Source organism: Collinsella sp. An268, from assembly GCF_002159765.1.
Lineage (GTDB): Bacteria > Actinomycetota > Coriobacteriia > Coriobacteriales > Coriobacteriaceae > Coprousia.
This window is the reverse complement of sequence record NZ_NFJH01000004.1, coordinates 75,210-88,413: the sequence shown is the minus strand read 5'-3', so window position 1 is coordinate 88,413 and position 13,204 is coordinate 75,210. Positions and strand designations below refer to the sequence as shown.

Here is a 13,204-nt window from a genome sequence, read left to right as displayed (position 1 = left end):
ACGTAGGCGCGGGCGCAGACGTAGGATGTTTGAGAACGGCGAGTTTGTGCGCAACAAGTTCTACGTGTTCTGCGTGGGCTGGATGCTGGTGCTTGCAGCCGTGCTTTACGAAGAGGTGAGCAAACTCGACCCGTATTCTGAGGTCGTCCGCTCGTACCAGATGCAGAGCATCTACGTCATGGCCATCTTGATAGGTATCCATGCGCTGGTGTGGCTGGTTGGCAACCGAATCAAGTTTGGATCCGAGGCGATGCGGGCGCTGGGTGTGCAACTGGGGGTGTTGGTGCTGGCCGCGGTACTCACGGCGGTCGGCTACTTGGTGGTGATGTTTATCCTCAACGTGATAGCACCGGCGGTCAGGGCGTTTGTTGTCGACATCGCCACCTTCGTGTTCATGTTGGTCATCCTGCCGATGATCCTGCTCGGCCTCTCGGCGCGCGATGTGTACGACGCGGCGGCGCTCTACAAGGTGCTGTTCAAAGACGACGAGTAGCCCGCGGCATAATCCGAGCGCGTTCTCTGGAGTGCCAGCGAGTCGCTGTTTGTTCAGCACTGTTGTGTCTGGGAAGCGAGTATGCCGCGGCCTGCCAAGGCGGACCGCGGCATTCTCTCCTTATCTCTCCATATTGCAGTTCATTCAAGGTTGAATAGCTCGCTCGAAAAAGTAATCACGCAAAGGCACAAAATAATATTGACTTGTCGATAAATCTGAGTATCCTACCAATTAAGTTGCAATATCGTAATTTTTGGGAGGCACAGATTCTGATGCTCCTACAAGATGCAATCGGCTTTGTCAGCGGCACGCCGCAGTTCCGCATAACAGAAAGCGGGCTCGCGGCTGCCCCGGCCTACGTTCTGTATTCCCAGTCTGACCTTGAAGAGGATCTTAGCGGACTGGTTGATGAGGGCGATCGGGACACATTGGACGAGAAGAGGCGACGCATCAAAACGGCCGATTCTGTAGTTACGGCGGCAGCGGGTGATGTGGTGTTCAGCCTTCTCTCCGGCACAGCTGCCCTCGTGCTGCCCGAGCACGGCGGCTACTTACTGACGCAAAACTACGTGAAGCTTATACCTCCGGAGACAATCGATCGTCGCTACCTTGTTTACCTGATCAACGAGAGTCGAGAGATTAGACGCCAGCTGCGTTTGGGGCAGCAGGGGTCTGTAACCATGAAGTTCACGCTCAAACAACTAAAGACCCTTGAGTTGCCCGCACTTGCTCCGTGTGAGAGGCAGGGGCGTATCGGTGAGCTATATCTCAGCGTGCTGAGGCTCAACGCGCTCAAGAAGCGTGCGGCAGAACGAGAAACCACCATGATGCTTGGGATTATGAGAGAGGCGGACCGGTCATGATTTTCACAACCGACAACAGCGAGTTGCAATTTGAATCCGATCTGATCCAATACATGTGCAGCGGCTCCGTTACACAGCCTGCTTCCACCGTGTGGGGAGTCGTGCGTGAAGAGCCAGTGGATTACGTGGTAAAAACCAAGCTGTGGACGTACGAACCGTCCATTAAGACTACCGAACAGCTTTGGGACAACTTCAAGCAGATTTTGGAGCGCCACAACCAGAGCACGCTTGACCATCCTTTGAGCGCCGGAGAGTTTGCCCAAGTAAAGAAGGCCATCTCTGACCTTCAAACGCCTTATCAGGCCGGCCAGTTCCTCTACGGTCTCAATGGTGTGTCGCAGATCGAGATTGACCTCGATGATGGGCGCCATGTGTTTCTCACCGTCTTCGATCAAAAGCAGATCGGCGCAGGGGACACCATCTATCAAGTGGTGAATCAGATTGAGCGCCCTGCAAAGATTCCTGGCAAGCAGAACCGCCGCTTCGACACCACGCTCCTCATTAATGGCCTTCCCATCATCCAGATTGAGGAAAAGCGCGATGCGCACGATGTGGACGAGGCCCTAAACCAGATGCACCAGTACATCGACGAAGGGCAGTATCGCGACATCTTCTCAACGCTGCAAATTCTTATCGGTATGACGCCCCATGATGCCAAATACATGGCCAATACCACCAGCGAGAAGTTCAACAAAGACTTCGCTTTTCGCTGGCAGCGCAAGAGCGATAACGCCGTCGTGCACAATTGGAGGGAGTTCGCCGACTCGATGCTCTCCATTCCCATGGCGCACCAGATGGCGACGAACTACATGATTTTGGACGGCACCAAGAACAAGCAGTGCCTGAAGGTCATGCGTCCGTATCAGGTCTATGCCACCCAAGCGGCCACCAATGCTGTGAAGCATGCGGACTTTGATTTGGGCCTTAATAAGCTGGGATACATCTGGCACACCACCGGATCGGGTAAGACCATCACCAGCTTCAAGACCGCATGGCTCGTCAGTCGCTTGCCCCGTGTGGATAAGGTGGTGTTTCTGGTAGACCGTATCGCGCTCACCAGACAGACGCTCGAGAACTATCAAGCATATGACCCCGACGCCGCAGGCGACGAGCTCGGCGCTGTCCGCAACACCGAGAACACCTCTGACCTCAGCCGTAAGCTCAAGGCCAAGGGCAGCGACATCATCGTAACTTCGGTGCAAAAGCTTGAACGACTCATCAAACGCGCTTCGTTCAAACCGCCCGAGAAAAACATCGTGTTCATCGTGGATGAGGCGCATCGCTCGACGGGTGGCGAGGCGTTCGAGAATATTCAGAAAGCCTTCAAGCACGCAGCGTGGTTGGGCTATACCGGTACGCCCATGTTCGATGACACCACATCGGGTCTGCGCACCGAAGACATCTTTGGCCCTCTGCTGCACGCTTATACCATTCGTGAGGCAATTGCTGATCGGAATGTTCTAGGTTTCAAGGTGGATTTCGAGACCACCATTTCCGAACAGGCGCTGAAGGAGGACTATCTCCCGCAGTTCTACCGCAGTCAGCATCCCACTTGGTCGGAACAGCAGATCGAGCGCAAAATTGCCCATCTCACATCCGAGGATATGGACGATCTGATCGAGCCGAGCGTCTACGATATGAACGAGGATCATGTGCACGAGGTGGTGCGCGACATCTTTGACAACTGGCGTAACCGCTCTGCCGATGGGAAGTACAATGCACTGCTCACCACGCACGTGGGCGGCGGCAAGGCATCCACGCCCATGGCGATGATGTACTTCCGCGAGTTCCAACGCGTGAATGCCGAGCGTCGTGCCGAGGGTAAACCAACGCTCAAGGTGGCGGTGACCTTCAGTCACAACACGACTAACAACGATTCCATGCTTGAGACCAACACGGGGCTCTACGACGCCATCATGGCGTACAACCAGGAGTTCGGTACAGCGTGGGGTATGGACGATGTTTCCGGTTATACGCAGGATGTCATGGCGCGTCTCAACAAGACGGCTGATGACGGAGCGTTCCTCGACCTCGTCATTGTGGTGGACCAGCTTCTCACTGGCTTCGATGCGCCTGAGCTCAACACGCTCTACGTGGACCGTACGCTCAAGGGCGCCAATCTGATTCAGGCGTACTCGCGCACGAACCGCATCGCCGACATGCAGGAAAAACCTTGGGGACGCATCGTCAACTACCGCTGGCCGACGCACAACGAGAAGCTCATGAACCAGGCACTCGCTATCTACGCTAACCGGGATTCGGCCAATCTTACCGACGAGCAGCGTGGCAGACAGAACGTGCTTGATGGCATCACCGCTCCCGCGTTTGAAGAGGTGTTCCAGCAGGTGAAGCAGAAAGTTTCCAAGCTGGCTGACCTCACTGACGAGTTTACGCAGCTTCCCCCGTCGGAGAAGCAGAAGGAGTTCATGCTCGATCTGCTTCGTGAGTACAATGCCGGAATGGCAAAGCTCAAGCAGTTCAAGCCCGAGGAGACCGGTGGCAAGATGGCCGGCTTTGATTACGACAGTCCCGACGGTTTGTTGCGCGCCCTTGGTATGGAGCCAGAGCAGGAGGTTATGCTCACCACCACGTTAGCAAACGAGCTCAAGGAGCACCTGGCCGCCGTGCAGCATGTCCCGGTCTATCAGATTGAGCTCCGCATGACGCACGTCAAGGAAGTCAAGGTGGACTACGACTACCTGACGGAGCTCATTGAAGAACTGCTTAACGCGGTGCACGAGCAGAAGACGAGGCGGGTTGAGGAGGCTCGCGCCAAGATCGAGCAGTTTGCCAACGGCCTCGCCGACCGTGGCTATGCTGGAAAGATTATGCGTGCCGTGGGCGCCATTGTGAGGGGCGACTATCCGCCAGCGGGATCCGGGGTGACCTATCCCGTCAAGCTGGATACGCAAAACGATGGCGAGCGCGTCATCTGGGCAGCGAGCAATGCGAGTCTCGATCGAGCTCTGTTGGAGTTCAGGCTGAAGTGGGGCATCACCGAAGTCGTAAAGAGCGTCGAACTGCGCGAACTGTTTAGCCGTCATCGCTATGGGCAACAGGACCTTGATGATACGGGTGCCATTACAAAGATTGTGGCAGAAGCATCGGGTGAGTATAAGACGATGGCAACTGACGAGGCGGTGCAAGCGCTCTCGCGCATCAAGTATCGTAACGCTCTGCGCGAAGCACTTTATGATATGGCTGATGAGTTGGCAGAGAGCTAGGGGATATCATGAGTGAATCAAAACCAAACGTACCCAAGCTGAGATTCCCCGGTTTCACTGACCCTTGGGAACAGCGTAAGCTGGGGGAGGTTGCTAGGAGAGTGACGCGGAAGAACAGCGGGCTTGAGTCCGACCTTCCGTTGACCATCTCCGCCCAGTACGGTCTTGTTGACCAGAGGTCATTCTTCAACAGGCAGGTTGCGAGTAAGGATCTTAGTGGGTATTACCTTCTACGCAGAGGGGAGTTTGCCTATAACAAGAGCACCTCGTCGGATAGTCCTTGGGGCGCGGTCAAAAGACTGACGGCATATGATAAGGGCTGCGTATCGACCCTGTATATCTGCTTCGAGCCTTTCGGTGTCGATGCTGACTGGCTCTGCGTGTATTACGAAACTGAGTATTGGCATCGGGGCGTCAGTGCCATCGCAACCGAGGGAGCGAGGAACCACGGATTGCTCAATGTATCGCCTGCGGACTTCTTCCAAACATCAATCGCCATACCCCAATCGAAGGCGGAACAGCGCCTCATCGGTGCCTTCTTCCGCGAGCTCGACGACCTCATCGCACTTCACCAGCGTAAGTTGGATCACCTCAAGTTGCAGAAGCGTGGATTGCTACAAAAGATGTTTCCGAAAAACGGAGCCAACGTACCTGAGGTCCGCTTCCCCGGTTTCACTGACCCTTGGGAACAGCGTAAGCTCGGAGAAATTTGCTCCTTTTCGAAGGGCAGAGGCTATTCGAAGGACGACTTGCGTGAGTCGGGGACCCCGATAATCCTCTACGGACGTCTCTACACGCAATACGAGACAAGGATCAAAGAGGTCGACACCTTCGCGACGGAGGGGTATGGTTCTATGTTTTCTGTCGGTAACGAGGTCATCGTCCCCGCGTCCGGGGAGACTGCAGAGGACATCGCAGTTGCTTCGTCAGTTCGCTCAGCAGGCATTATTCTAGGCGGCGATTTGAATATCGTCAGGCCGGATCGTCGAGTCGATCAAGATTTCCTCGCTCTCGGTATCACGTACGGACGCACGCATCGGGAGCTGTCCAAGAGGGCGCAGGGCAAATCTGTCGTTCACCTCCATGGAACCGATATTGCTGAGGTAGATTTCGCCTTCCCATCGAGGGAGGAACAGAGTGCCATAGCGTCAGCAATCCTTGCCTTTGACGACCTCATCGCCCTTCACCAGCGTAAGCTCGATCACCTGAAGTTGCAGAAGAAGGCCCTGCTCCAGCAGATGTTCGTATGAGGTGAGGCACCGTGTCTTTCATTGATCAACTTAGCGTATGGCGTGAGAACAATCGCCTTGAGTTCAAGAGTGCCCGAGGCGGCTTGCCCCGAAGCCTCTGGGAAACGTATTCTGCCTTTGCCAACACGAACGGCGGCTTGATCGTCCTCGGCGTTGATGAGACGTCCGAGGGGCCCAAGGTGACCGGCGTGGCAGATGCTGCCGCGCTTGTCCAAGACCTGTGGAACGGTCTCAACAACCAGCAAAAGGTGAGCGCTAATCTGTTGCTCGATTCGGACATCATCATTCAGCAGGTGGATGGTGCTGAAATCGTTGCGGTTAAGGTGCCCCGCGCCGACCGTACGCAACGACCCGTGTACATCAACAACAACATGAGTGCGGGGGCGTACCGGCGCAACGGCGAGGGTGACTACCATTGCACCATGGAGGTCGTCCGCGCCATGGTCCGCGACAGCTACGATGGCGCGCTCGACCGCGACGTCCTTGATGAAATTGATGTCGACGCATTGAATGCGGATTCTGTGCGCAGGTATAGGAATGAGTTTTCTGCAAATCGACGTAATCATCCGTGGATTGACTTGGTCGACGAAGAGTTTCTCTTGCGTTTGGGCGCCATCGGGCGCTCAGATCGTGATGGCGAGCTCCATCCGACAAAGGCTGGCTTGATAATGTTCGGCGAAGCGTGGCGAATCGTGGATGCGTTCCCTAATTACTTCTTGGACTGTCGGCTTATCAGCGGCGAACGCCGATGGGACGATCGCATCACGTCCGACTCTGGGGACTGGAGCGGTAACGTCTATGACTTCTGGGGCAAGGCCTACCGCATGCTCAGCGATGGGTTGCCCCGACCATTCAAGCTTGGGCCGGACATGGCACGCATTGATGATACACCCCAGCACAAGGCCGTGCGCGAGGGGCTTACCAATGCGCTCGTGCATGCCGATTACTGTGGGCGAACCGGCGTAGTTGTTATTCGGCGGCGCTCGGCGGTGGAGTTCTCCAACCCCGGCTGCCTGCGCATTCCTGTTGAGGTGGTAGAAGGTGGCGGCGTCTCCGATCCACGCAATAAGACGCTTATGACCATGTTTAATCTTATCGGTAGGGGCGACAAGGCGGGGAGCGGTTTCGATGTGTTTCGTGACGCGGCGGCATATGCAGGTGTTGCGGAACCGGAGCTGGTCGAGTATCTAGAACCCGACCGCACGAAGCTGATGCTTTGTGTGGAGGTCGATGGGTCCAAGCTTGTCGATGATGACAATGTGCTGTTTGGCGGCGACGATGTCGTAAGCAGTGACGTAGAAGTCGTAAGCGATAGCGGTAATGGCGGGATAGATGTCGGTATAACCGACAATAATGGCGGATTAAATGACAGTAATGGCGGAATAAACGATGCTGATGGCGGTTTAATTGGCGGAATAACCAACAATGCTGGCGGTATAACACGCAATGGCTCTGATGTTGAGGCGGAAGAGAGGCCTGCCGTAGCAGAGGAGGTAGTTCTTCAAATCGTACAGAAGAACCCCAATTTCACGGTATCTCAGATGGCGGCAGCGCTTGGTACGAGCAAGAGAAGCATGGAGCGCCTCGTTTCGAGTTTGAAGTCCCAAGGTCGACTTGTGCGCGTAGGGGCGAAACGAAACGGCCATTGGGAAGTTCGCGGTTAACCGGAATATCGATTGAAAGGAACCCCTCATGAACGATCTTCAATCCATCCAGTCCAAACTGTGGGCGATGGCAAACGAGTTGCGTGGCAACATGGACGCTGCTGAGTACAAGAACTACATTCTGGCCTTTATGTTCTATCGCTACCTGTCCGAGCATCAGGAGCAGTACCTTATTACCAGCAAAGCGCTGGATTTTGAGGAGGGCAAGTCGATCAACCAGCTCTACCTCGAGCAGGCGCTGGGAGACGATTTGCCCGAATACCTGCAGGACATCTCGTCAAGTCTTGGGTATGCTATCGCTCCTCTCGACACGTGGGCATCGCTGGTGCACAAGATTGAGGAGAGTATGATCGTTCCCAGCGACTACCAGACCATGTTCGACAACTTTAACAACAATGCGGCACTCAACAAAGAGGGCGCGCGGAACTTCAAGGGTGTGTTCAATGACGTGAACCTGGGAGATTCGCGCCTGGGCTCCACGACCAACGAGCGCGCCAAGTCGCTCAACCGCATCGTAAAGCTCGTTGACAGCATCGAGTACAAGAGCGACGACGGCAAAGATATTCTCGGTGCGATCTACGAGTACCTCATTGGGCAGTTCGCGGCTTCTGCGGGCAAAAAGGGCGGCGAGTTCTACACGCCGCACGAGGTGAGCGAGATAATCTCTAGAATCGTCACCTTAGGGCGCAAGGAGACGGACGCGTTCTTCACCGTGTACGACCCCACGATGGGCTCGGGATCGCTGCTGTTAACCGTCGGGCAGAATCTGCCGGAGGGACAGCCCATCAAGTACTACGGGCAGGAGCTGAACACCACCACCTACAACTTGGCGCGCATGAACCTCATGATGCACGGTGTGTCGTTCAACAACATGTATCTCTCGAACGCGGACACTCTGGAGAGCGACTGGCCGGACGGCCCGGATGCCAAGGGCATCGATCAGCCCAACTGTTCCTTTGATGCGGTGGTAGCAAATCCACCTTACTCCGCGCACTGGGATAACAGCGAGACCAAGCTCAAGGACCCGCGTTTCAAAGAGTACGGCAAGCTGGCTCCTCGGACCAAGGCGGACTACGCTTTTGTCCTGCATAGCATCTACCATCTGGGACCTGAGGGGACCATGGCCATCGTTCTGCCGCACGGCGTTTTGTTCCGCGGCGCGGCGGAGGGCGTTATCCGCAAGACCATCATCGACAAGAACTACCTCGACGCGGTGATTGGCCTGCCGGCCAACATTTTCTACGGTACCGGCATTCCCACCACGATTTTGGTGTTCAAGAAGAACCGGACCACCAAGGATATCCTGTTCATCGATGCGTCGCGCGAGTTCGAGAAGGCCAAGAACCAGAACCGCTTGACCGAGGGGCACATCAACAAGATTGTCGAGACGTATCAGAAACGCGAGGATGTCGAGAAGTACGCACATGTTGCAACGCTCGACGAGATTCGCGAGAACGACTACAACCTCAACATTCCTCGCTACGTGGACACCTTTGAGCAGGAGGAGGAGATTGACCTCGCCGAGGTGCGGCGTCTCCTCGAGCAGGATGAACGAGAGATTGCCGAGTTGGAGGCGAAGATTGCCAATACGCTGCGCAATCTGGGTGTGGAGTAGCGACGCGTTGGTTTTCAGCTGCTTTATGAGCGCGGGGACGCCTCCCTCGGCATCCCCGCGCAGTTGTACAATGGTTTCGTTGTAGCGCGAAAGGCAACGAGATGATTAACCTTACCACGATGACCATTCAGTTTATCGACTGTGAGCCGGACGGCATTCGAATCTGCCGTATTGAGGGCGAGTCGCTGGTGACGGTCGTGGTGCCGAGAGGCCTTCTTTCTCAGGCGAGTCGGCTTCCGCAGATGCCAAGACGCGGTATCTACTATCTTCTCGATGAGGATCATGGTGTTTTGAGTCGCGTGTATGCAGGCCAGACCATTCAAGGGATTTCGCGTTTGGATAGCCACAAGACAAAGAAAGACTTTTGGAACAAGGCGGTGATGTTTCTTGATGAAGATTGGAACATTGACCGCGACGTGCTAGATGCTCTTGAGGCGCAGGCGATTGAATATGTGCAGAAGCACGGGTCGTACGAAACCGACAACAAGCAGGTTCCCAGCCCCCGCCTAAGCCCCTACAAAGAACAGCGTGTCGAGGAATTGCATACGAAGATATTGTTTCGCATGAGGGCTCTTGGCTATGACCTTGATCGTACTGATGGCGTGACCATTTCTGCACCTGCTGTCTTTCACACGAAGAGGAACGGGGTGCACGGCAACGGTTCGTGGAACCCTGAAGACGGTCGATTTACCGTTTTAGCCGGTTCAGAGGTCGATCTCGACAAACCTATTATTAAGAGCCGGATCGCTCAGAATATGCGGAATCAACTATTCGGCACCGCGACAGGCAAGAGATCGCTTCCCAGAGATGTCATCTTCTCGAGTCCTTCGACTGCCGCCGTTTTCGTGCTCGGCGGAAGCGTTAACGGATGGGTTGAATGGTTCGACGAATGCGGGCAACCGCTCGATGCATATCGAACTCATGAGTAGAGAATAGAAGTATTCCTCTCGTTTTGGATGTTCCTGTGCGTCATGGTCCACAACCACGGCGAGTGTCGGGCAAAACAGGGACGACTTTTGCTGAATTGGCTTACGCTGGTGAAGTGCGATGAGGTCGTCCAGGTCGCGGAAGAAGGTGCCGATGAGGTGCTGCTCTCCCTTGACTGGCACGAATGCTTTGACCTCTTTTAATACCCCAACAGCCAATCCGGGCTGTGCGGACTGCCCAGAAAACTGTCCAAGATTCAACTCGCTCAAAAGGTAGGCAAGAAAGCCTGTGTCATTGGTGTCGTTGGCCTGAACCGCAACGGCATGCTCCGTGAAGTAGGCCTTCCCATCTGCGATGTTTATATTTCCACATTGCGCTCCTTGACGACCAATGAGCACGTAGAAACCTTCATGATTGTAGCGTTCCGCATATCCTCTCAAGCCATTCCCGCCATAAACGGGGTAAGGCCCGCTTTCTGATATGTCATTCGCCGGGATAAACTCCCCGCTTCGGAATTCGCAAGCAAGCTCCCCAAGCTTACGCTGTTCCCAAGCATTCGCGGCCGCGTTTTCCAAACGTACGCTGCCCCCATTGTGTTTGCATGCAGGGGAGGCACACCAGTCATAGTCACATGCTTGGGAACAGCGTAAGCTGGGGGACGAGTTCACCTTTCTGCGAAACAATACTCTTTCGCGGGCTGAGTTGAGCGATTCCGATGGCGCAGCCTACGACGTTCATTATGGTGATTTGCTTGTTAAGTTCGGAGCCGTTTTGAATCTTGGCTGGGAGAATCTCCCGCGCGTTGCCGACGATGAAGTCGTCGCCAAGCTGAGGTGCGATGAGCTTAGAGACGGTGACGTGGTCGTTGCTGACACAGCGGAGGACTTAACTGCCGGTAAATGCTCTGAGCTGCGCGGAGTCGGAGGATCTGTGGTCTATTCCGGCCTACACACGATTCCGTTTAGACCTCTGCGCGATTATGCCCCGGGGTACCTCGGCCACTATTTGAATGCGCCCGCTTTTCGAAGACAGCTCGTGCCTCTCATGCAGGGGATTAAGGTTATCTCTATATCACGGGCAGCTATATCCGGAGCAATCATGAGCGTGCCTCCGATCGATGAACAGAGCAAGATTGCTGCGCTGTTCTCGTCTATGGACGACCTCATCACCCTTCACCAGCGTAAGTTGGAAACATGAAATTCCGGCCGACGGACACAATAGGCTTCAATCAATATGTGGGTTGCGACTGATCATTGGTTTCCGAGGAGCTACCTCTATATCAATTGCAGTTCGCTCGCCCTCTTATCGTTTTTCCTTTGTCAGTGCGGGTCGGCTCGACTAGAAGGAGGCTTTGCATATGACGGGTATAAGCCGACGTACCGATGCGTTTTGCGACTACTATCGCCAGTGGATCAGCGTCTACAAAGAAGGAGGAGTGCGCAAGGTCACCCTCAAAAAGTACTTGCTCACACACGGCTGGCTGGAGAAGCTGATACCTGGTTTAGCGATGCGGGATTTCGACAGGATGGCCTATCAACAACTCTTGAACGCTTATGCGGAAACCCATGAGCGGCAAACGGTTATGGATTTTCACCACCAGCTGAAGGGAGCTATTCTCGATGCGGTCGATGAGGGGCTGATGGATCGCGACCCGACAAGAAAAGCAATCGTGAAGGGCAAGGCTCCTCGTGAGAAAAAGAAGCAGTATCTCAATCAGTTCGAGTTGCACAAGCTTCTCAGCACTCTTGATTTAACACCTCGGATTACATGGGACTGGATGATTCTGCTTATCGCTAAGACGGGATTGCGGTTTTCTGAGGCTCTCGCAGTGACGCCCAAGGATTTCGATTTCGCACACCAGGTGCTCTCGGTTGATAAGACGTGGGATTACAAAGAGGGGACAGGCTTTCTTCCAACAAAGAATCGGTCTTCTGTGAGAAAGGTGGCGATAGACTGGCAGCTTATCGTGCAGTTCTCTGAGTTGGTGAAGGGGCTTCCCAAAGATCAGCCAATTTTTGTGCACGGTAGGGTGTACAACTCAACGGTAAACAGCTTGCTGGCACGGCACTGCGTAGAGGCCGGGGTGCCAGTAATCTCTGTGCACGGGCTGAGGCACACGCATGCCTCGCTTTTGTTGTTTGCGGGTGTGTCGATCGCAAGCGTTGCTCGACGTTTGGGCCATTCCAGCATGAACACAACGCAGAAGACCTATCTTCATATCATCCAAGAGCTCGAGAACAAGGACGTTGATCTTGTAATGAGATCGCTGTCTGGCCTTATGTAGCATGTGATTGCCGGTCCGCACTGACAGGGGTGTTGAAGGACGGCGGCTGCGTGGTTGGACCAATGTTTGTTTATAGCGTCGGTTGTTCACTGCCTATGTTGCAATAACCGTGCTTTGTCACGATAAGATGGTCCAGGACCTTGATGCCAAGCAGTTCCCCGGCCTCCATGAGGCTGTGCGTGATGCGCTTGTCGTCTGCCGATGCCTCGAGGTTGCCGCTGGGGTGGTTGTGCGCGAGGATGATGGATGCGGCGCGGTCTTCGATTGCTTTTGCGAATATCTCCCTGGGATGAACGAGGCTCTGGTCAAGTGTTCCCTGGAAGATGATGGTGTTGTCGATTAGACGACTCGCGCCGTCCAGCGTAATCACGGCGATGCATTCCTGCTTCTTGTCTCGGAGATATCCAAGTTGGGCAAATGCATCTTCTGCGCTGGCAATAATGGGCCTATCGGGGGGAATGAGGTAGCGTCGGCCAAGTTCGAAAAGAGCGATGACCTCGCAGGTCTTTGCCGGGCCCATCCCCGGGATATCGCGCACCTCTTGGTAGGTGACTGCGTCGCCATGCGTTCTCAGGAGCTTGAGTAGTCGCCTAGCAATCTGTTCTGCAGAAGACTGCTTGTTTCCGCTACCTATGATGATGCGCAGCAGCTCAACATCTGAAAGACGCTCGGCGCCAAACCGTTCCAGTTTTTCACGTGGCATGAGCTCGTTCACGTCGGCACCCCAATTCTCGACGGCTGCGCGCAGCATCGCAGCGAATAGGATTCATTATCCGTCAATATGCGGGCGCATTGTTGATATGAAGCGAATTGGTTGGAGCGATTTTGCCTATGCAGGATTGGAGGATTGAGTCGATTTGGCCTGCTGGACAAACGGGTTGCAC

General features: G+C 54.7%; 10 protein-coding genes. 9 read left to right on the top strand and 1 reads right to left on the bottom strand.

What is annotated here, in order from left to right; all coding sequences use genetic code 11:
- Positions 1-25 precede the first annotated feature (25 nt).
- The 9 genes from B5F70_RS04485 to B5F70_RS04440 all read left to right on the top strand — a co-directional run bounded on the left by B5F70_RS04485 (position 26) and on the right by B5F70_RS04440 (position 12,320).
- Positions 26-493 (top strand): hypothetical protein, encoded by a 468-nt coding sequence (locus B5F70_RS04485; protein ID WP_087204369.1) that lies wholly within the window; start codon positions 26-28, stop codon positions 491-493.
- A 272-nt stretch (positions 494-765) separates the two neighbouring features.
- Positions 766-1,356 (top strand): hypothetical protein, encoded by a 591-nt coding sequence (locus B5F70_RS04480; protein WP_087204368.1) that lies wholly within the window; start codon positions 766-768, stop codon positions 1,354-1,356.
- On the top strand, positions 1,353-4,580 hold the full coding sequence (locus B5F70_RS04475) for an HsdR family type I site-specific deoxyribonuclease (protein ID WP_087204367.1): 3,228 nt from the start codon (positions 1,353-1,355) through the stop codon (positions 4,578-4,580). Before B5F70_RS04480 ends, B5F70_RS04475 begins: the two co-directional genes overlap by 4 nt.
- An 8-nt stretch (positions 4,581-4,588) precedes the next feature.
- Positions 4,589-5,830 carry a restriction endonuclease subunit S gene (locus B5F70_RS04470; RefSeq protein WP_087204366.1) on the top strand — a complete coding sequence of 414 codons (1,242 nt, stop codon included), beginning with the start codon at positions 4,589-4,591 and terminating at the stop codon, positions 5,828-5,830.
- A gap of 11 nt (positions 5,831-5,841) precedes the next feature.
- The gene (locus tag B5F70_RS04465; RefSeq protein ID WP_087204365.1) at positions 5,842-7,494 is read left to right on the top strand and encodes an RNA-binding domain-containing protein; all 1,653 of its coding nucleotides are present in this window, start codon (positions 5,842-5,844) and stop codon (positions 7,492-7,494) included.
- Positions 7,495-7,522: 28 nt separating this feature from the next.
- A complete protein-coding gene (locus B5F70_RS04460; protein WP_087204364.1) occupies positions 7,523-9,109 on the top strand; it encodes a type I restriction-modification system subunit M in 1,587 nt (528 codons plus the stop codon).
- 101 nt (positions 9,110-9,210) lie between these two features.
- Positions 9,211-10,038 carry a GIY-YIG nuclease family protein gene (locus B5F70_RS04455; RefSeq protein ID WP_087204363.1) on the top strand — a complete coding sequence of 276 codons (828 nt, stop codon included), beginning with the start codon at positions 9,211-9,213 and terminating at the stop codon, positions 10,036-10,038.
- Between the two features lie 700 nt (positions 10,039-10,738).
- A complete protein-coding gene (locus tag B5F70_RS04445) occupies positions 10,739-11,233 on the top strand; it encodes a restriction endonuclease subunit S (RefSeq protein WP_206383499.1) in 495 nt (164 codons plus the stop codon).
- 160 nt (positions 11,234-11,393) lie between these two features.
- On the top strand, positions 11,394-12,320 hold the full coding sequence (locus tag B5F70_RS04440; protein WP_087204362.1) for a site-specific integrase: 927 nt from the start codon (positions 11,394-11,396) through the stop codon (positions 12,318-12,320).
- 70 nt (positions 12,321-12,390) lie between these two features.
- Here B5F70_RS04440 and radC read toward each other — a convergent pair whose 3' ends face one another.
- Positions 12,391-13,035 (bottom strand): DNA repair protein RadC, encoded by a 645-nt coding sequence (gene radC, locus B5F70_RS04435; protein ID WP_204573296.1) that lies wholly within the window; start codon positions 13,033-13,035, stop codon positions 12,391-12,393.
- Positions 13,036-13,204: the final 169 nt, after the last annotated feature.